The organism is Nostoc sp. XA010 (assembly GCF_020829625.1).
Lineage (GTDB): Bacteria > Cyanobacteriota > Cyanobacteriia > Cyanobacteriales > Nostocaceae > Nostoc.
In genome coordinates this window covers 16,061-35,418 of sequence record NZ_JAIVFX010000032.1, presented here as the reverse complement: position 1 = coordinate 35,418, position 19,358 = coordinate 16,061, and the positions used below count along the sequence as shown (strand labels likewise).

At 41.8% G+C, this 19,358-nt stretch carries 16 protein-coding genes and 1 pseudogene; 8 read left to right on the top strand and 9 right to left on the bottom strand.

The genetic code is table 11. The features are described 5' to 3' along the window. Positions 1–139: 139 nt before the first annotated feature. Both LC608_RS29015 and LC608_RS29010 read right to left on the bottom strand, forming a co-directional pair. Positions 140–886, bottom strand: a complete 747-nt coding sequence (locus LC608_RS29015; RefSeq protein WP_229556881.1) for a hypothetical protein — start codon at positions 884–886, stop codon at positions 140–142. A 372-nt stretch (positions 887–1,258) separates the two neighbouring features. Beyond that, a complete protein-coding gene (locus tag LC608_RS29010) occupies positions 1,259–3,187 on the bottom strand; it encodes an alpha-amylase family glycosyl hydrolase (protein WP_229556880.1) in 1,929 nt (642 codons plus the stop codon). Positions 3,188–3,661: 474 nt separating this feature from the next. On the opposite strand from LC608_RS29010, the gene LC608_RS29005 reads away from it, so the two are divergent. From LC608_RS29005 to LC608_RS28990, 4 genes are all read left to right on the top strand, one after another. Then, positions 3,662–4,711: a hypothetical protein gene (locus tag LC608_RS29005; protein WP_229556879.1), complete on the top strand. Its 1,050-nt coding sequence runs from the start codon at positions 3,662–3,664 to the stop codon at positions 4,709–4,711. A gap of 199 nt (positions 4,712–4,910) precedes the next feature. Then, complete coding sequence (locus LC608_RS29000) at positions 4,911–5,081, top strand: hypothetical protein (protein ID WP_229556878.1); 171 nt, start codon at positions 4,911–4,913, stop codon at positions 5,079–5,081. A gap of 244 nt (positions 5,082–5,325) precedes the next feature. Next, positions 5,326–7,194 carry a serine/threonine-protein kinase gene (locus LC608_RS28995; RefSeq protein ID WP_229556877.1) on the top strand — a complete coding sequence of 623 codons (1,869 nt, stop codon included), beginning with the start codon at positions 5,326–5,328 and terminating at the stop codon, positions 7,192–7,194. Between the two features lie 430 nt (positions 7,195–7,624). After that, complete coding sequence (locus LC608_RS28990) at positions 7,625–7,843, top strand: hypothetical protein (RefSeq protein WP_229556876.1); 219 nt, start codon at positions 7,625–7,627, stop codon at positions 7,841–7,843. 29 nt (positions 7,844–7,872) lie between these two features. Here the strand turns inward: LC608_RS28990 and ribD are convergent, their stop codons facing one another. The 5 genes from ribD to LC608_RS28965 form a co-directional block, all read right to left on the bottom strand. Further along, entirely contained in the window at positions 7,873–9,123 is a 1,251-nt protein-coding gene (gene ribD / locus LC608_RS28985; RefSeq protein ID WP_229556919.1) for a bifunctional diaminohydroxyphosphoribosylaminopyrimidine deaminase/5-amino-6-(5-phosphoribosylamino)uracil reductase RibD, read from the bottom strand. 602 nt (positions 9,124–9,725) lie between these two features. Further along, positions 9,726–10,271: a GNAT family N-acetyltransferase gene (locus tag LC608_RS28980; protein ID WP_229556875.1), complete on the bottom strand. Its 546-nt coding sequence runs from the start codon at positions 10,269–10,271 to the stop codon at positions 9,726–9,728. Between the two features lie 104 nt (positions 10,272–10,375). Further along, positions 10,376–10,975 carry an MBL fold metallo-hydrolase gene (locus LC608_RS28975; protein WP_229556874.1) on the bottom strand — a complete coding sequence of 200 codons (600 nt, stop codon included), beginning with the start codon at positions 10,973–10,975 and terminating at the stop codon, positions 10,376–10,378. A gap of 277 nt (positions 10,976–11,252) precedes the next feature. Next, a complete protein-coding gene (gene modB, locus LC608_RS28970; protein WP_229556873.1) occupies positions 11,253–13,061 on the bottom strand; it encodes a molybdate ABC transporter permease subunit in 1,809 nt (602 codons plus the stop codon). A 163-nt stretch (positions 13,062–13,224) separates the two neighbouring features. Then, on the bottom strand, positions 13,225–14,127 hold the full coding sequence (locus LC608_RS28965; protein ID WP_229556872.1) for a class I SAM-dependent methyltransferase: 903 nt from the start codon (positions 14,125–14,127) through the stop codon (positions 13,225–13,227). A 277-nt stretch (positions 14,128–14,404) separates the two neighbouring features. Here LC608_RS28965 and LC608_RS28960 point away from each other — a divergent pair, with 277 nt between their 5' ends. Both LC608_RS28960 and LC608_RS28955 read left to right on the top strand, forming a co-directional pair. Then, the gene (locus tag LC608_RS28960) at positions 14,405–15,916 is read left to right on the top strand and encodes an FAD-dependent oxidoreductase (RefSeq protein WP_229556871.1); all 1,512 of its coding nucleotides are present in this window, start codon (positions 14,405–14,407) and stop codon (positions 15,914–15,916) included. 105 nt (positions 15,917–16,021) lie between these two features. Next, positions 16,022–16,387 (top strand): DUF6464 family protein, encoded by a 366-nt coding sequence (locus tag LC608_RS28955; RefSeq protein WP_229556870.1) that lies wholly within the window; start codon positions 16,022–16,024, stop codon positions 16,385–16,387. 68 nt (positions 16,388–16,455) lie between these two features. Here LC608_RS28955 and LC608_RS28950 read toward each other — a convergent pair whose 3' ends face one another. Continuing rightward, positions 16,456–17,310, bottom strand: coding sequence for a fatty acid desaturase (locus tag LC608_RS28950; RefSeq protein ID WP_229556869.1), 855 nt, complete (start codon positions 17,308–17,310; stop codon positions 16,456–16,458). A gap of 361 nt (positions 17,311–17,671) precedes the next feature. Here LC608_RS28950 and LC608_RS28945 point away from each other — a divergent pair, with 361 nt between their 5' ends. Then, positions 17,672–17,863 (top strand): hypothetical protein, encoded by a 192-nt coding sequence (locus LC608_RS28945; protein ID WP_229556868.1) that lies wholly within the window; start codon positions 17,672–17,674, stop codon positions 17,861–17,863. Then, a pseudogene (locus LC608_RS28940) lies at positions 17,856–18,116 on the top strand (zinc ribbon domain-containing protein); the annotation flags it as partial. The gene LC608_RS28945 and the pseudogene LC608_RS28940, both read left to right, overlap by 8 nt. Positions 18,117–18,231: 115 nt before the next feature. On the opposite strand, the gene fmt reads toward LC608_RS28940, so the two are convergent. Next, on the bottom strand, positions 18,232–19,263 hold the full coding sequence (gene fmt / locus LC608_RS28935; RefSeq protein WP_229556866.1) for a methionyl-tRNA formyltransferase: 1,032 nt from the start codon (positions 19,261–19,263) through the stop codon (positions 18,232–18,234). Positions 19,264–19,358 lie beyond the last annotated feature (95 nt).

Sequence of the window (19,358 nt, the reverse complement as noted above, 5' to 3'; positions counted from 1 at the left end):
TGCGACTTGTCCTGTCTTGCAATGTCGAATATGAATACACTCCCAGGAGTTAAGATATTATATATGCGGTGGAATTGAACAAGAATTTGGCGATCGTTGTCTGAATCAAAAGGTAGCAGAGGCATTCATCAATCGACAATTATTGCCTCTTCACAGCAATAGTATAACTAGGTAAATGTGAGGGATCTGTTTGGGTTTTCACAAGCCGCAAGTCATTATCTATATATAAATGCTCAAACACTTGAGAAGTTATTAAAGATGTTTTTTGAAATCCATTAACATGATTTATCTCTATATTTTCTAATTTTAGAGCTTTAGGTAAAAATCCGTTCGAGGCGTTCAGTTTAACTTTAGTATTAACTACATGAGTAAACCAGTTGTAGACTGATTCTAAAGTTAGAGGAATTTCTCTATTTGTAAAAGCCTGAAATCTATCAATATTTTGAAGATACCATTTCCCATTTTGAACTTCATATTTTTGGATTACCATGAAATCATAAGCTGGTAATCTTGATTGAAAATTCTCGGATAAAGACTGCTCTTTTCCCATTATATAGCGAGCTATACTGGCACAGTAACCATCATGCTGGAAAATTTGGAAGGACTGCTCTTGTATTCTTTGCGGTAAACTTTCATGAAACGATATGGTAGACCAGATTGGTGTCCAAACACCCGCTAAAAGCCGTAATTGCTCTGTCACACTAAAAACAGGATTCTGTTGGCTCAACTTTATAAAATAGGGAAGCAATTCAGTTTTATAGAATTTTATTTCGTCATTTAAAGCTTCTGAACTTCGACCTTGAACTCGTGCCAAAATTTCCTTTTTAAATTTTAGTTTTTTTGGAGCACTTAATTGATTTTTCAGTAAGAGGTCGAACATTACCATTTACCTTTTTCTCATTTTTTTAGATGACTTGGTTGGTAAGTATTAAAAACTGCTGAGTTTAGCGATTATAAAGGTATGATCTATTCTTTTATTCTGTAAAAGCTAAAGCCTTTCTGCCCCTCTTTTTAACAGTTTTTGGGTGCTTATCTGCTTGATATTAGTTATTTTAACTCACAAAGTGGTGTGATCCAGATCACTGTAAACTAAATTATATTGAAGAAATATTTAGAAAATATCTAACTACTATACTATGGCGCACACTGTGGTTAAATACGCTTGTTTGTGTACTTTTTGTTACTTAAAGTTCATAAATAATAAAAAGTGAAGAATCAAAATTTTAATCATTGACTCTTCACTCTTCATTCGATATTTCTACGATTCTCTTCCCGAAGCCCAGGTATCACGCCATTTTACAGTACCTTCTTTGGCAATCACCCAACGGCGATTTACGAGATTTTCCCGCAGGGGCGATCGCCCTTCCCGCCACATGGCATATTTATAAGCAATTAGCTTACCAGTACTTTCATCAAAGGGAATCTCCGCAGACCAGGTATTCGAGTTAATGTACTCTAAAGGATATGCTTTGCTGATATCCCAGTTACCCAACTCTGGGCAATCTCCTGTCACCACAATGATTTCACCGGGTTTGGTATCCACGCCAGTGAGTTGGACGCGCACAATTGTCTGTGCTTTTATCCGTTCCCCAACGTGGCTGAAAACAAGCACTCCGCGTTCTTCTAATACCAGGTTATAAATCTTGCCGTCTTTCACCTCATACTTATTGCGAGTCACTACGCAAGTATGTTCTCCATCGGGCAATTCTGTTTCTACTTCTGGTAGAGTAACTCCTCCTCCCCGGTTTAAAGCTACAAAACACACAGAGTCACGATAGCGGCGTACATAACAGTAAATATCTGCTGTTAAGTATTTTTGCCAGTGGCTACCCATTGACACGGCTGGATTCAGTCGCCGTAAGCCAGACAATAACCTGATGCAACGATAAATTTCACTCTCAGTATCCCAATTTTCCATCATCGGGCGGTTATACGGGTCGTTACCGCCATCGGTATCGTCATGCAGATATTGTTCTGTACCGTAATAGATGCAGGGAATACCGCGACAGGTCATGATTAAAGCGATCGCAACCTTCAACATCGCTGGATCGGGGTTCAGCGATTGGAAGCGGGACATATCATGATTATCGATGAAGGTAACTAGCTCTGTTGCCCCGTTGTAGCGATAATCTTGGTCAAAAATGTATTGAATTGTCTGGAATCCCATTTCTGAACCTTGCCCTAGTGCGGCTCGAATTGCCACGCACAACCCAAAGTCTAGCAGTGTCATGCCTGAGTGGTTAACAAATTCCACCGAGCGATCGTCAGTAGGATTACTGTAAATCCATTCACCAAAAATGAATATATCTGGTTTGTGATTGGTCATATCACCAGTAAATTCTTGCCAAAACCAGATAGGCATGTGCTTGACAGTATCCACCCGTAGTGCATCCACACCCCGGTCTAGCCATTGTTTAATGGCTGACTTAATATATTCTCGATATTCCGTATTGTTCTCATTAAAGGTTGCTAGACCAGATAGTTCACAGTTCTGTACTTGCCAATCGTCTTCCCAGTTTTGCACTTCGCCATAGTGGTGATACCAATGATTCACATCATCATTGAAATCAGCAATTTTGACGCCATCATCATACAATTCACCTTTACTACCGCTAGTGTCAGGGCTGCTATGGTTGCAGACAATATCTAGCACCAGCTTCATATTGCGCTTGTGCAGTTCTGTAACTAACCGATCAAAAGTCGTATTTTTTTCTTCTTGCGTAGCGTTTAAAGAAGGATTTTCTCCATCAGCAATGTAGCGAGGATTGAGCCGCTTAAAGTCTTTTGTCCAATAGCCATGTAGCGCTGCATTTCCAACAAATAACTCTTCAACCTGCTCAAACAGTGGAGTTAACCAAAGTGCTGTCACTCCCATGTTTTTGAGATAATCTAACTTATCGATGACACCTTGCAAGTCGCCACCCCAGTACTTACCCCAATTTTGTCTAGTTGGATCGTACAGTTCTGAGTTTGCACCTACGCTGTTATCTGGATCGCCATCATAAAAACGATCGACCACAAGAAAGTAAATGGTTTCCTGACGAAATTCAATATCTCTAGTGTAAAGAAACTCTAAGTCAATCTCAGTATCTGATGATGGTGTTTCTATAATAGCTTCTACTTTTTCTTGTGCAGAATCAACTTTATATTGATCTGGTGAAAACTGAGATGGAGGGGTTTGTACCATAAAAAACTCAAAATTTCATGTAATTCATACTTGTAGACCAACAGTACAACGTTTCGAGTATTGTATGTCACTACAAACTTTGGTATTGTGACATCCCTCCCACGGTGTAGGTATCTATCGGTAGCTAGTTTATAATTCTATCGATAGATATAATTCATCTGCTAGAGGATAAAAATAAAGGAACATAGCAGTTATTAATGATAATTGCTTGATTACAAAAATTTACAATATTTAATAAAGCTGACTTACGGTAAATATTGAGCCTAACTCGTGTTTAAGTGTATATTCGACAACAGATTTTAAAAGACCTCAACTCCTTGGAGATTAGCTGTCAACAAGATTTTGTTATACCTGAGCAATAGTAAGTAAACTACCTGTTAGCCAATTTCTCTAGAAAATTCGCTTCATTGGTAAACTGACCATTGTCACTTTCAATCTGTTATTACTATCAAGGAATTAATTTAGGTAGCATTTATGACCAAGTATGACAAGGTTTTTAACTCACCAAAGACATCAGAGGAATCGCTAAGTCCAGAGGAAGCGGTGGCGGCGATCGCAACTGTGACTGCGATCGCTGATTCATTGATTGAAGATGTCGATGCAGATAGTTTGGCAGGTATCCTCTGGGAATTTGAGGTTTTTGAGGAATACTCAGAAGATGAAATCGCTGAAATTGTTGATAGACTAATCTCCATTGCACAAGAAGAGGGAATTGGGCCTTTGTTTAATGTCGCCAAAGTATCTCTCTCAGATGAATTAGTGCTGGATGGTTTTGCTGCTGGGGTAATAGTGCTTTTAGACGATGACCTCGCCATCCCCAAACCGAAACAAGCCTACCTCAAAAAGCTACAAGCAGCATTAGACCTGGAGGATGAAGAAGCAGAGGAAATTATCAAGGAGGTAATCGCAGCCTTTCAAGAAGCAGAAGATGAAGAATATACAGACGATGAAGATGAGACAGTAGTCATAGAAGATTTTAGTGAACAGACATATCAATCCCCTTTAGGTAATTTTGCTGTGCCGATTCCGGTTGATCCGCAGCAGGGCGGTAGAATTCAAAGTCAGGAAGGAGTCGTTGGCTTTTCCGATGACATTGGTACTCTGCTGAGAATCGATTATTATCCTTTCCCTCTAGAACAGTTAGAGGAATTGGAGTCTGTTGGACAAGAAGAATATTTACAAACAATTTTAGTAGACAAATATGTACCCCAGGCGATTTTTGCAAATGTCCCAGATGCTTCTGTGGAGTATACCGAATATCTGGCAGACACTTTGCGAGGCGCTTACTACGTATTAATTGATATGCCCAAAGGTTCGACGATTTCTAAGCAAGAAAATAATGGAACTGCGATTAGATTAGACGCTTACCGGGGGCTACTCACCTTTATCAGTGGTGAATTTTTGTATATAGTTAGTAGTCAGCACAGCTTTATTAACGGTGAAACTCCCGATTCCGTTGAAGAAGAAGCTGAAGATATCAAGGAGAGTATTTTAGAGTTTGTTGAGACTATAGAGTTTACTTAGTACATAAAATGTTGGCTTTGTCACCCGCCTTAATCCCCCCGTTTATTGGGGAGAAACAAGAAATCTAGTTCCCTCCCCTTTATAAGGGGAGGGTTAGGGTGGGGTAAAACCTTGGTTAATCAGCTATTTCGTTTTCGGATGAACGCAACAAGCAAATGCTGACGCTCAACAAGCAAATGCTGACGCTCAACAAGCAAATGTGATCGCTCAACAAGCAAATGTGATCGCTCAAAAAGCAAATGCGATCGCTCAACAAGCAAATGTGATCGCTCAACAAGCAAATGCGATCGCTCAACAAGCACAGGACTTACGCATTGAAAACCTGAAATCTCGATCCCCCCTAACCCCCTTAAAAAGGGGGGGATCTTAAAAGCCCCCAATTTATCGGGGTTGGGGATCTCTTGTGCGTAAGTCCTAAAGGAAATGCGTAGGCGTAGCCAGCCGTAGGCATCGCTCAACCTGACTTTTCACAGGATGTGGAAAAGGGGATAGACTTTTGCAAGAAGTTTAGTATTCATAACTCATTAACTCATCTGATGTACATTTGGAAAGGGCCATGTCTGACGACAAGCCCAGAGACGAAATGTCTCCGGTGTCTACGCTTGTGATTTCTCATGACAATAACCCTGCTAAACAATCGCTATCAAGTTATCCAGATAATCGGCGCTGGTGGGTTTGGCGAAACCTTTCTGGCTGAAGATGTCCACATGCCTTCTCGCCGTCGCTGTGTAATCAAGCAACTAAAACCGATAACCAATAATGACCCGCAAACCTACCACATTATCCAACAACGGTTTGAACGGGAAGCAGCAACCTTGGAGTTTTTGGGTGAAAGTAGTAACCAAATTCCGAAACTCTACGCCTACTTTTCTGAGAATGGGCAATTTTACCTCGTCCAAGAATGGATTCACGGCCAAACCTTGACAAAAATTGTCGAAGCCAAAGGATTTGAGAGTGAAACTGCTGTTCGGCAAATTCTCTTGAGTCTACTTTCAGTTTTAGATTATGTCCACAGCAAAGGCATTATTCACCGGGATATCAAGCCTGAGAACATTATTCTCCGTTCTGTTGATGGCAAGCCAGTTTTGATTGATTTTGGTGCAGTCAAAGAAACAATCCGTTCGGTGGTGAATTCTCCAGGATACCCGACGCGATCGCTCGTCATGGGTACGCCTGGTTATATGCCTAGCGAACAAGCTGTTGGCCGCCCAGTTTACGCCACTGATATCTACAGCCTAGGCTTAACGGCGGTTTATCTGCTGACTGGCAAACACCCGCAAGAACTACAAACTGATCTCAAAACTGGGGAAATACTTTGGCAAGATCACGCTCCTCATGTCTCTTCCCAATTGGCGGGGGTACTCAATCAAGCAATTAAGCCTCATGCTGGCGATCGCTACAGCACTGCTAGTAAAATGCTACATGCTTTGCAGTCTCCTACTAATATACCTACTGAGTTAGCTGCAAATACTCCCACAGTTAGTTTTTCTCCCACTACATCGAGACAAACCCAGGTATTGCATTCACCGCAAAAAAATTCTGCGTTAGCGAAGCTCACCGAAGGTATCGCACCGTCTTCCTCTGGTAGAAACTGGCAAAAACCTGCTGTAATTGTTGGTAGTTTACTCATAGGCGGCTTGCTTAGTGCAGTAGCAATTTCTAATATGACTCGTCAGCAACAACCAGAAACAACCATTGCCACAAGCCCCACCCCATCGCCAGAATCTTTGCCCTCTCCTGCATCTACTGAACCGCCCGTTTCGTCTCAAACTTCTCCAGTCCCAGTTGTACCAACTTCACCAGCACGACGGCGAGTAATTTCCAATCCTTTGCCAACCTCTGATCCCCCAGTTGTATCTATACCACAGCCAGAAGAAGAGCCTGTAACTTCAGATACTCCAGCGCCAGTAGTATCCACACCACAGCCAGAACCAGAGAATGAGGCGATACCTGCTTTGGGCAATGCCAGCCCAGTTCCCACACCAGAAATGCGTTCCACGCCACAGAAGAAGCCACGTACTAAATTAGCTGCCACTACCAGCAGGCAAAGCGTTCCCGCATTCCCTACAGGTACACCAAGAAACATCGTAGAAGCTACCCTCGGCAAACCAAATCAAGATTTAAGAGGCGCATGGGGCAAGACTCGTGCTGTCGTTTACAAACTAGTGCCAGACAAAATTGACCTTGGCTACTTATTTGATCGTAATTCTAAAGTGCTGCGTCAAACTGAGGTATCTTTTGCCGAATCGGTAGACCCGCAGGTAATGGAGACTACCTTGAATGGAATGTTAGGTGGACAAGCCACTGAAGATATAAAGCAGGGACTAAAACAAGTACAACAGCGTCAATCTGATAATTTTAGTTTTAATAATGGCTCAGTTAAGGGTCAGATTATCCGCCAACAATGTAATTTTATTTACATTAGCATTTGGGATGAAAATTTACATGATTTTGTGAGTCCATCTACAGCCAAAAGGTGTTAATTTCCTGGGAAACATTGTCCTCAAAATTTAGATTTTTGTATTTTACAAGACAGATTTAGGATTCAATATAGTTAGTCATTAGTTAAATTATGAGCCGTAACTAAGTAAGTCGGCGCCAATAAATTTAACTATGTTAAATTATGTAAAATTATTGTAATCGAGTGCGTATTAAGGGCTTCAGTCCTTCTTTTAGGACTAAAGTTCTTACTACAAACCTTTAATTATTTACGCCGTTTTACTTAATAGCCAATTCCCAATGCCCAATTCCCATTTTCAAAACTGAGTTTCAAATTCTTAATCTTCATAAACTTATAAATACGATTATTAAGTTTTTAATAATACTTGTCTCAACTTCTACATTCATGTCGTAAAGTGCGATTGTAATTGTGTAATGTAAAGACAGCAAAGCTAATTATTCAATTGAGGTCTGATGACTCCTAAAATCATGCGTCAGCTTTGGTCAGTGGTTGAAACTGCCCAAGCCAAGCTCCTCTTACAACTTGATGATGCTAGCTTGGTGCAGTGGTTAGTGAAACAAACCGAAACACAAGTGTTGTTAGATTCTAACGAAACTGATTATCTGTGCCACTACATTCAATCTCGGCTAGCCCTTATACGTGATATTGCCCATGAACGTCAGTGTTCATGATAGCAAAATCACGATAAATTAATTGATAGTCAAGTGTTATTACTATTGACTATTGGCTTTTGGGGAAAATAACCTTCCACTAAGCAGTCAGAGCCGACTACACGCCAACGAACACGTTCTAAAGACAAGGCCTCAGTCATGGTAGTAAAACCTAAGTCGCCCACAGGTGTGGGAGCAATGCTACCACCAATGATTTTTGGGGCAATAAATGCCAAAACTTTTTGTACTGCTCCTTGAGCGATCGCACTAGCAGCTAGGGTTCCACCACATTCCCACAAGACGCTACAAAAACCGCGCTCATACAAGTACGCCATAGCCTTATCTGGTGTAAGTGATGTTAATTCCACCACCTCCACCCCCTGCTTGAGCAACAGTTCTTGGAAGTCGGGATTAGCACCCTTCTCTGTCAACACCAAAGTTGGAGCATCCGCAGTTTGCCACAGATGGGCATTTTCCGGTAGTCTGAGATGGCGACTCATCACCACCCGTAGGGGTTTATGTGCTTCCACCTGACGAGTGGTTAAGTAAGGATTATCTTGTCGAACTGTATTACCGCCGACAATTATTGCATCGCAAGCCGCCCGCAACTGATGTACTTCACTGCGGGCTTCTTGGCTTGTTACCCAGGCACTATGACCAGAGGTAGTAGCAATTTTGCCGTCTAAAGTCATGGCATATTTTAAAATTCCTAAAGGTCGTTTGTAGAGAATGCGATGCACAAAAGCTTCATTTAGCTGATGACAAGCTGCTTCTTCTACTCCTACCAACACCTCGATCCCTGCGGCACGTAAACGGGCAATACCACCTCCAGCTACCAGGGGATTGGGATCAACCATACCCACCACCACCTTTGCCACCCCTGCTTCGATCAATCCTTCTGAACAAGGGGGAGTACGCCCATAGTGATTACAAGGTTCTAGGCTGACGTAAATTGTTGCACCACGAGCGCGATTCTCCTGGGGAGAGGCTGCGCCAACCCCTGCTGCCCTCAAGGCAAACACTTCTGCATGAGGCTCACCTGCACGAGGATGAAACCCTTCGCCTACAATCTCGCCATCCTTGACAATCACCGCTCCCACTAGCGGATTTGGCGAAGTCCGTCCTAAAGCGCGGCGAGCAAGTTCTAAACACCGCAGCATCATGCGAGAGTCAAAGTCACTTCCGATCTTTTCCTTTGGTGGTGAATTCAATCCAACTGCTGACTCCACTAGATGTATATTTTCCTGAGTGTAATTTGCTAAGGATGCATCTGCTTGAGCGACTACTGGGGAATTATCCATAATTTTAGGCAACACTTTGACACTCCCCATAGCTACACAAACCTCGCTATGCTGGGTTTGTTAAAGCTAGAGGATTCTTGGCTCAACGAAACCACTTAAACTAAGTACCTTGCAGTGCCTAGCCCCGAGGTGGGATTCTCCCCAAGCGTTAATTTGGGTATGCCCTACCCTATTCGCATTGCTGCGAGTCCTTTTTGAAATTGAAACAAAATAATATATATGTCTCAAATACTGTTCGTCTAGCTCCTCTGAATCTTTTACCTACTGCGAGGTGGAGTCTAGAAAAATGCAGTAGAACCGTATAGATTCAATTTTCAAGGTTCAGCGCTTTGTCTTTCAACAGCTAGGTTTTTAAACAGGTTGAATACCTTACCTGTTCATGTCAGTATATCATTTGTAAGCGACTAAAGTCGCAAACTGCTTACACCCCCTAGCTTTAGCTCTTTTTTCGGTAAATATTCTGCACGCGATCGCACAGCCTTTTCACAGGAGAATCGCGCTATTATTCGCTATCTCAGCTTATGTGATATTTCACTCAACTGTAGCGTTAACTATCCACTTCTAGTCAGGAGATATCAACATTCACTGCACAGACAACTCTTTCAACCAGATGCACCAGTCCAAGGCCCAATCGGTTTCTCTGGTAGTTCCTGCTGATAGATTTCCTCTTTGTAGAATTGGAAACCTCTTGCTTGGTAATTGGCAAGTGCATGACTACTATCCAAACTGCACGTATGAACCCACACTCGCTTTGCTCCCATCGCCCAAGCTTTTTCTACACCAACACTCAGTAAATGTCCACCAATAGATTGCCCGATAAACTGTCGTAGTAAACCGAAGTAGGCAATCTCAACGTTATCACCTGGTTGTGCTTCTAACTCAACATAGCCTGCGGGTGTTCCTGAAAGATATGCTACCCAGGTTTGGAGTTCTGGACGGTTTAGGTATTCTAACCAGCTTTCGTAGCTCCAGTTTAAACGGTTTATCCAATACCAGTCGCCACCTACGCTTTGGTATAAAAAGCGATTTAACTCAGGGCATGGAATCTCCGCACGGATGACCGTAAGTTTTGGATTGCTTGAAAAAGTAGGACGAAGCTGACTTGGATCAAGCATTTCTAAATACCAGGTGGTCACATCAATTAACATCTAGGAATCCGGTTTGACTACTGAAAAGGTTTTAAATTACAATTCTTCCTATTTGAACCACAACCTCCTGTAAGGTAGCACAGCTAGCTGTGCTACCCAAGCATTTACAGCGTTGCTGCAAGTTCCTTTAAGCGATCGCGTCCATCGCGGAAGACAGGCCAACCATCCCCCACCAACACTGCTTCTATGTGACTCAGGTCTGCTAACCTGCGAACAGAAGCAATAGCCTCCTCTCGATTCAGCAGCTTGTCATCTGGTAAAATTGTTAAACTACCTGCTTTGCGTGCCCTGACTAAATCCCCTGTGATTAAAGTTGTCTCCTCCAGCAACAGAGCCAATTCACCGGGAGTTTTCGAGCCTTGGAGTTCAATTACTTTTAACCCAGGTACGAACTCTTCACCATCAGACAGCCAGCGATCGCAAGGTATAGGGAAAGTATCTTTTTCTGCCACAGGACCAGCTATTTTAGCGTATGTTTGATCGGCAATTTCTTTACTTGCCCTGACATGCTCAGAATTCGTCAGCACAATCCAAACCACACCACCGAGGGATTTGAGATGATTCCAATCATGGTTTGATAGGGCTACTGGGTCAATCAAGATGTTGCCATCTGGGCGAATCCAGGCAATCCCATTGAAATCAATATTTCTTGCCGGATTGAAATTAGACCAGCTATAGAGATCGGGACGGTGCAAAGATTTCATGATGATTCTGGATCAGTACTTCAGTAATTGACTATTTATATCAATAATTAAGTATATAGATAATAAGGTTGCATTCCCTCTGAATCTCAAATTAGAATATACAACGATAAGTCTATCGATATTATGTTTTTAATCTTGTTTATAGAAATTCCCGTATAACCGCAATTAGACATCAAGGGAGGTATAAGGGCGAATGAGATTGAGCGCCAAAAAATATCAGCGAGTGTCTAGTGAATATAGAGGTTCTGCACTTCCCCCGTATGGTGCATCTCTGCGTTCATTCCATCAAAATCAACCGCAGAGGATCTAAACGCACATACCAAGGAAAAGCTTGGTCTTTCATAGTCGCCCATTTTTCTTTGAAGACTTCAGCTTGCAGATGATAATCTTGAGAATTCTTGCTAGCCGAATGTAGTTTGAGAAACAACGTCATCCGGTGAGGCGTTTCACTTGTTCGTACTACCCAGCAAGGAAAGGTATTTTCCTGTGATGAGTCGTTGGTAAAAATGAACTGATGGGCACGAATGCCGATGTGAGATAATTCGCTTTTGACTGGTTCAATTACTTTCAAGGTACAACCCCAATCAATCGCTTCCACTTGTTGCGATGACTGAGGAATAAGGCGGGAGAAGTTTTTACATCCGGTAAGTTGGGCGACACTAACAGTACTAGGATGCTGAAAAATATCGTGTTTTGAGCCATAATGAACGGCTCTACCATGCTCCAATACCAATAGATTCGGGCAAATCCGATAAGCTTCTTCCATATTATGGGTGACAAATAGAGTCACACCTTGATAGCCAGCAAGAGTTTCTGTCATTTGCTGCTCTAATTGACTACGCAGATGGGTGTCAAGTGCTGAAAACGGCTCATCTAAAAGTAATGCTTCCGGTTGACTTGCTAATGCTCTTGCTAAAGCTACCCGTTGTTGTTGGCCTCCTGAAAGTTGGTGCGGATAGCGATCGCCTAATCCCTGCAACTGCATTGCTATTAGTTGCTCCTCTACCTGCACTCTAATACTCCCAGCCGATAGTCCTTTAGGCAAGCCAAAAGCAATATTTTGCGCCACACTCATGTGCGGAAACAGAGCATAATTCTGCACTAAAAAACCAATGCGGCGATCGCGGCTGGGTAAATTAATTCCTTGCTCTGAGTCAAACAGAACTCTCCCATTTAAAACTATGCGCCCGATTGTGGGCGTTTCTATCCCCGCAAGGCAGCGTAAAATCATGCTCTTACCTGCACCAGAACCCCCCAATAATCCCAAGGGTTGCTCATCAGTAGTAAAAGCAACTTTTAAATCAAAGCTAGGAAGTATTTTTTCAATGTTGACAAACAATCCACCAGGTTCAAAGCTAGAGTCCGGGGTATAAAGAATTCCTGCCCCTGCTCCCTGCCCCCTGCCCCCTGCTCCCCCTCCTCTCCCCTTTTCCCTCAATTCTTGCCAGAAGTTGACTGCAATAATTCCAGATAGAGAAATCACCATAATAGCGATCGCCCAAAACCACGCCTCATTCATTGCTCCCCCTTCCACAGCAAAATAAATCGCCATTGGGATTGTCTGCGTTTGTCCGGGAATGTTACCAGCCAGCATCAACGTCGCCCCAAATTCTCCTAAAGCACGGGCAAAAGCGAGCATTGTGGCGGCTGCAATTCCGGGTAATGCTAGGGGAAAACTAATGCGCCAAAAGATTGTGGCTTCAGTTGCACCAAGGGTTCTGGCTACTCGCAGCAAATTACCATCTATTTGTTCAAAAGCTCCCAATGTAGTTTTATACATTAAAGGGAAAGCAACTACGGTAGCTGCGATCGCTGCACCATACCAAGTAAAGACAATGCTGAAGTCAAAAACCTCCATGAATTTCCCTACGGGGCCATTTTTGCCAAAAAATAGCAGCAACAAGAAACCGACAACCGTAGGTGGTAAAATCAGTGGCGCAATAAAGATACTCTCAATCAACGATTTCCCTTTGCCACGATATCCCAGCATCCAGTAGGCAGCAGCGATACCCAAGAAGAATGTGATAAATGTAGCAAGTAATGAAGTTTTGAGTGATATCCAAAGAGGCGATAAATCCAATGGCATAGTTGCGGAGGGAAGAATTAGCTCAACTAATCCCTAATTTACCAACTTTAGTTGAAATATGTTGTTAAAAGTTGGTAGATTACATTTATTGGAAAAATAAAAGCACAACATTGTTGTGCTTCCGTAGTTTCTTTGTATTCAGTTCATTGTGACAACATCTTAATTAGTCCAGTTGAGTGCTGTAGGCACTAAAACCATAAGCGAAAGTTTCTTTTAAAGCATCTGATGGCTTAAGGCTTCTATTGATAGCATTAGCAAAAGGTACTGGAATTCCTTTAATTGTTTCCGGCAAAATTGCATATTCTTGCGTTGGTTCGACACTGTATTGGGGACACTTAGCCTTTATCCCAGCAGTCGCTAACATTTCATTTATTTCAGCAGATGTATATTGCTTTAGATAAACTGGATTTCTCACAAATGGATTCAGCCTTCTGATAAAATTATGGATAATATGAGAAGGACAAGACTTGTTGTGAAAGGAATGATTAAAAACGAAAATTCCACCAGGTTTTAGCACACGAGATATATCAGCTAGCAAATTTCGTAATTGTGCATCTGGGATATGCATAAAGACGCAGTTAGAAATTACCAAATCTATAGAATTATCTTCTAAAGGCAATATTTCAGCAGAATTACAAATCAAGTTAAATTCAGCTTCAGGAAAAAAATTGTATTCTTGTTTAACCTTAATTAAACGCCGCAACAGAGGTTCAGAAATATCAATCCCATAATATTTTTCGCATCTCAGATTTTTTGCTTTCGAGAGATGTAAAGGTGCGCGACCATAACCAGAACCAATTTCCAGAATAGAGCCAACTGATTTATTCATAGGAAATTTGTTCCAAGTACCTCCAGGTGTGCCAGTTAACAGAGTGTAATCTTGTTTGATGGGCGATGTATCTGCAAGTTTTTCAACTTTTTGGGAACCATAGTATGTTTTACCAATTGCGTCCCATTTTTTCTTATGTTGAGTATTATTCAATTGTTCATAGTCGTTAGGAAAATAAATGCCATCTCGTAATTCAAAATCATTCAAACTGGATTTTATATTTGCTAATTGAGACATTATGATTATTCCTCATCAATAGTTAAGTCTGTTTCCTGTTATACTCTTAACTCAGCATTAACCGCAAGCGATTTTTACTGAATTACTCCACCTTAGCCTTTCTCAAAGTCTATAACTGTTTTTAATTCAATGGAATATGGTTCGTAGGGTAGCACAGCTATCCTACCAAAGCACGTATTGTATCCAAAGGAAAACCGTTGTAATAGTAAGCCGTCATCTGATGAGAGCGGCAAGTTCGTATACATTAGTTGATAGACTGCAACAATTGGAGGCTAGGATGGTAGAAGGGTCACAACAAAAACGGGTGGTAGTTGTAGGTGCAGGTTGGGCTGGTTTAGGAGCAACCTACCATTTGGCAAAACAAGGTTATGATGTGACACTTCTCGAAGCAGGCCCCTATCCTGGTGGATTGGTGGCAGGTTGGCAAACAGCCGCCGGAAAATCTGTTGAAGCTGGGATTCATGGCTTTTGGTATCCTTACAAAAATATTTTTTCCCTAATCAATGAATTAGGAATTAATCCTTTTACTACTTGGACTCGTTCTTCCCAATATTCGCCAGCAGGTTTGGAAGTTGAATCACCAATTTTTCAAGACTTACCACGGCTTCCCTCGCCACTAGGAACTTTTCTCTACACTCAATTTAAACGGTTGCCATTAATTGACCGTCTCAGCGCCTTACCTTTACTTTATGCTGTTGTTGATTTTGACAATTCTGATGCAGCTTGGCGGCACTATGATTTTGTAACTGCCCGTGAATTGTTCAAAGACTTTAATGTTTCTGCACGACTTTACCGCGATGCTTTTGAACCAATGTTATTGGTGGGGTTATTTGCCCCTGGCGAACAATGTTCAGCCGCCGCAACTTTAGGGATGCTTTACTTTTTTATTCTGGCTCATCAACCCGATTTTGATGTAGTTTGGTGTCGAGGAACTGTCGGGGAAAAGATATTTCGTCCTTGGGTGGAACGTATCGAAAAAGCTGGTGCGCGAATATTACCCAAGCGCCGAGTTACAGATTTAATTGTTGATAGTAATCATCGAGCCAAGGGTGTAGTTTGCGGTGATGAAGTAATTGAAGCAGATGCGGTGATTTTTGCGGTTGGGATCACGGGTATGAAGAAAATTGTCTCAACTAGCCCTAGTTTACAAAGCCATGAAGAATTCCGTAATTTGAGCAATTTAGGAGCAATTGATGTTTTAGCAACGCGACTATGGTTTGACCGCAAAATTGATATTCCTCGTCCTTCTAATGCTTGCTTTGGATTCGACGCAACTACAGGTTGGACATTTTTTGATTTGAATGCTCTACATGATGAATATCGGAATGAGCCAGGAACGGTGATTGAAGCTGATTTTTATCACGCAAATCAGTTTCTCCATTTGAGTGATGAGGAGATTTTAGCAATAGTTCAGGGTTATTTAGCAACTTGCATACCGGCGTTTCGAGAGGCAAAAATAATTGATAGCAGTGTAATTCGGCTACCTCAAGCGGTGACTCACTTTGCACCTGGTAGCTATCGTTATATGTTGCCCGCTAAGACAAGTTTTGAGAATGTGTTTATGAGTGGGGATTGGATTGTGAACCGTCATGGTTCCTGGTCACAAGAAAAGGCTTATGTTACTGGTTTGGAGGCGGCGAATTTAGTGGTGTCTTATTTGGGAGAAGGTCAGCCATCTGAGATTTTAGCTGTAGAAGAGGATGAGGCGCATATTCAAGTGGCGCGATCGCTCAACCAAACTTTGCGTGACTTGGGCAAATCTATTCTACCAGACTTTTGGTTACCCTAATCTGTAGACGCGAAGAGTTAATCATTAATTGTAATCTAAATTCGGTAAGCTAAAGAAAGCTATTGCGATACCATCCTTATAATGTAAATCAAATCACATAAGCTTATGGAGCCAGACTCTTTACAAACTGAGGTGATTCTGACGCATCCGCGTGAGTCACTCGGTAAAGTGCAACTTGATTGGACACCCCAACCCGGAAACTATCTCGATTTTGAAGGTAAAACCTACGCGGTTTTAGAACGCCGCCATCGATACCAACTTAAAGGTGGGCGCTACCGCTTGCATAATATTGCCATTTATGTGCAGTCTGCTAAACGACCATCTGAGAAAAGTTTGGTAGCAGGACGTTGGGTAATTGGTGATGCCACTTGCTCTTACAATGCTCATTCAGAACTCATTCGCTGTGCAGTTAACCCAGATGGCCCTTGCGAATCTTGCCGCTTTTATGAAAAGTTAGAAGTTACAAGTTAGGAGTCAAAAAGTTCAAACATGGTTTTGTAGCCAAGTCAGGAGGATGACCTCCTAACTTAGGCATCTACTTAACTGCTTGATAATTGTCTTGATAACTGTCTATAGATATCAAATAAACCGTATGAAATGTCTGAAGTATCTGGGCACAAAACCTGATGTGACTCTGGAAGTTTATACCAAGGAATAGTCGGGTAAAGATGGTGAAGATAGTGATACCCAGTATTATGAGTTAAAAGATTAATTATCAAGTTAAGGTTTGATCTCGTACCGGATACAGTATTAAAGTGTTCATGTACCTCAGACCAACATGAATAACAAGAATAACACCATAGTAGCGGGACAAACCAGTACAACAGTAAGATTTGGATATGTCCTGATAGAAAGAAGCTGAGAACGACAACGAACCAAAACAGAAATATCTTAAAGCTGCTTTTGAAAGGATGCCAGTCCAACTCTTTCATGTGAAGGTAGGCATCTTCAAAGAAGAGATAGACCCCAAATCCCATTATAGGTTTAATAAATAAGACAAATAACAAGTTTTTGTTTGGTTTATATAATCCCAACATTTCATAATATTCAGGTATATAATCTTTATCGCTCCCAAAATAATTATGATGAGGAAGGTGGTGCTTACGATAAGTAGCTACTGTTCTAAAGACAGGAAAAGCATAGAGAAACTCTAACTTTTCATTCCAGTTTTTTCTCTGAAATAAATTATTGTGTGTTGCTTCATGTACTAATCCTTCTCCGATAGCAAATTGAAAAAGGCCGATCGCCCATACTGAAATTAAATAGACAAATATATTATTTATCCAAATGCTAAAAGCAGCAATCATAAAAATTGCCATCCAGTCTCTCAGCAAAGCTAGGAAAGCTTTAATATCGTTTCGTTCAATAAAGTCAATTGGTTTACTTTGATACATTTGTGCGTTTTTTAACAAATCAAACTACTAAACTGTTGAAGGCTAAGACGAGGGCGGTTAAGGAAGAGCATACAGAGCACACTATTATATACTGCTAAATTGTGTTGAACTCAGTAAAGTGCCGTAAAAATCAGGATATTATTCCAAATTGTTACAAGAAAGATTGGGAAGTTTGAAAGCCACTGAGTAAGCATTGCGTAGCAATGTCTTACATGCGTCTCCCAGAGGGAGACGCTGCGCGAACAGACAGTGGATGAAAAACGACTCAGGTGGTTTTAACCACCGTCAAGATTTTGCAAGACGCAAATATATTTAGTCATTTTATACCAAATATGTTGGTATAAGATAACAGGTAAAGCCAATGCTTGTTTTTGAATTTAAAGCTTATGGAAAGCCACCGCAGTTGGCGGCAATAGATGATGCAATTCGGAGTGCAAAGTTTGTTCGCAATAGCTGTATTCGGCTATGGATGGACGTTAAGGATACAGGTAAAAATGATTTGCAGAAATATTGTGCTGTACTTGCGGCTAACTTCCCCTTTGCAATTTGGTAAAGTATTTAAACGTGTCACGGTTGCGGTTAATCCGCAATACACAACCCAAGAATGCTCTAGCTGCGGTGAAGTTGTGAAGAAAACACTATCTACTCGAACACACGTATGTTTGTGTGGTTGTGTCATGGATAGAGATGAAAACGCAGCCTTAATTATCCTTAGTCGAGGATTGGGTACGGTAGGGCATACCGGAACCTTTGCACTAGATGCAAGCAACGCTTGGGGAGATGAAACCTCTACTCATGAAGAGTGAAAACCTGCATGAGCAAGTTATGTCTTAGATTCAAGAATCCCCGTGCGTACCCGAAGGGTACGCCAAGGGCGAACACGCCGGGGAGTGTCAATGATTTCAATTGACTAACTCCCCGTCAACTTCCCGCACCAAAAACTTCTCCCACAGTTAAGCGGGTACCATTAACAAAATCCCATCCCGACTGGGGACGTTTACCAGCTAGCTGAACCTCTCGCAACAGCAACAAACCTTCCCCAGTTTGGACGATCGCACCAATTCCTTTAACAATGCTGACTACAGCCCCCGGTTTGTCTGATATATTTGACAAATCAGGCAACTTATGCATTAGCTCTTGTAATTCTGGTGGTAGATCGCGTAGACGCGGAGCGGCTTGTCGCCAGACATCGCCTACAGAATCAAGGGGAGCAGAAGCAGTGATTTTAAACAGGTTGTTACGAAAGGTAGCGGTGCAGTTGGGGTAAAAACCTCTGATTTGATTGTGTAATTGGATAGCACTTTTTGACCAATCCAAACCATAATCTTGTTTTTGAATCAGAGGTGCATAAGTAGCTGCTAAATTATCTTGGGGGATTGGTTGAATTTCCTGGCGTTCCAACTTCAATAGAGTTTCCACTAACAAATCCCCACCGATCGCAGCTAGTCTTTCAGCTAAATCTTGGGCAGTATCTAATAATCCAATCGGTGTAGTAGCTATTTGTAGCATTGGGCCGGTATCCATCCCCACATCCATTAACATGGTCGTGATCCCCGTTTCCTTCTCACCGTTGTACAAGCACCACTGAATCGGTGCTGCACCCCGATATTTGGGTAAAATCGAGCCATGCACATTAATGCAGCCCAATTTTGGCATATTCAATATTTTTGACGATAATATCTGTCCATAGGCGACAACAACAAACACATCTGCATCTAAGTGTTTGAGTTGGGTTAAAGTTTCGGTGTCTTTTTTCACCCGTTCGGGTTGCCATACTGGTAAGTTGTGAGCAGTAGCGATCGCTTTTACAGGTGAAGGCGTAAGCTTATTTCCGCGCTCCCGGCGTTTATCTGGTTGCGTGACAACTCCCAACACTTCAAATTCTGGGTGATTCAATAACTTTTCCAACGTGGGTACAGCAAACTGCGGTGTACCAAAAAATACAATTTTCATTAATAATTAGTTGTTAATCGTTAGTGATTAATTAATGGTAAATAATATCGGCTGTTTGGTGGTACAATATTTTCGTATTGGTAAAACAAAAGGCT

Excerpts from the sequence above, each read along its gene's own strand:
- LC608_RS29015 (WP_229556881.1), bottom strand. The coding sequence starts at position 886 with ATGGTAATGTTCGACCTCTTACTGAAAAATCAATTAAGTGCTCCAAAA.
- LC608_RS29010 (WP_229556880.1), bottom strand. The coding sequence starts at position 3,187 with ATGGTACAAACCCCTCCATCTCAGTTTTCACCAGATCAATATAAAGTT.
- LC608_RS29005 (WP_229556879.1), top strand. The coding sequence starts at position 3,662 with ATGACCAAGTATGACAAGGTTTTTAACTCACCAAAGACATCAGAGGAA.
- LC608_RS28995 (WP_229556877.1), top strand. The coding sequence starts at position 5,326 with ATGACAATAACCCTGCTAAACAATCGCTATCAAGTTATCCAGATAATC.
- LC608_RS28990 (WP_229556876.1), top strand. The coding sequence starts at position 7,625 with ATGACTCCTAAAATCATGCGTCAGCTTTGGTCAGTGGTTGAAACTGCC.
- ribD (WP_229556919.1), bottom strand. The coding sequence starts at position 9,123 with ATGGATAATTCCCCAGTAGTCGCTCAAGCAGATGCATCCTTAGCAAAT.
- LC608_RS28980 (WP_229556875.1), bottom strand. The coding sequence starts at position 10,271 with ATGTTAATTGATGTGACCACCTGGTATTTAGAAATGCTTGATCCAAGT.
- LC608_RS28975 (WP_229556874.1), bottom strand. The coding sequence starts at position 10,975 with ATGAAATCTTTGCACCGTCCCGATCTCTATAGCTGGTCTAATTTCAAT.
- modB (WP_229556873.1), bottom strand. The coding sequence starts at position 13,061 with ATGCCATTGGATTTATCGCCTCTTTGGATATCACTCAAAACTTCATTA.
- LC608_RS28965 (WP_229556872.1), bottom strand. The coding sequence starts at position 14,127 with ATGTCTCAATTAGCAAATATAAAATCCAGTTTGAATGATTTTGAATTA.
- LC608_RS28960 (WP_229556871.1), top strand. The coding sequence starts at position 14,405 with ATGGTAGAAGGGTCACAACAAAAACGGGTGGTAGTTGTAGGTGCAGGT.
- LC608_RS28955 (WP_229556870.1), top strand. The coding sequence starts at position 16,022 with ATGGAGCCAGACTCTTTACAAACTGAGGTGATTCTGACGCATCCGCGT.
- LC608_RS28950 (WP_229556869.1), bottom strand. The coding sequence starts at position 17,310 with ATGTATCAAAGTAAACCAATTGACTTTATTGAACGAAACGATATTAAA.
- LC608_RS28945 (WP_229556868.1), top strand. The coding sequence starts at position 17,672 with ATGCTTGTTTTTGAATTTAAAGCTTATGGAAAGCCACCGCAGTTGGCG.
- fmt (WP_229556866.1), bottom strand. The coding sequence starts at position 19,263 with ATGAAAATTGTATTTTTTGGTACACCGCAGTTTGCTGTACCCACGTTG.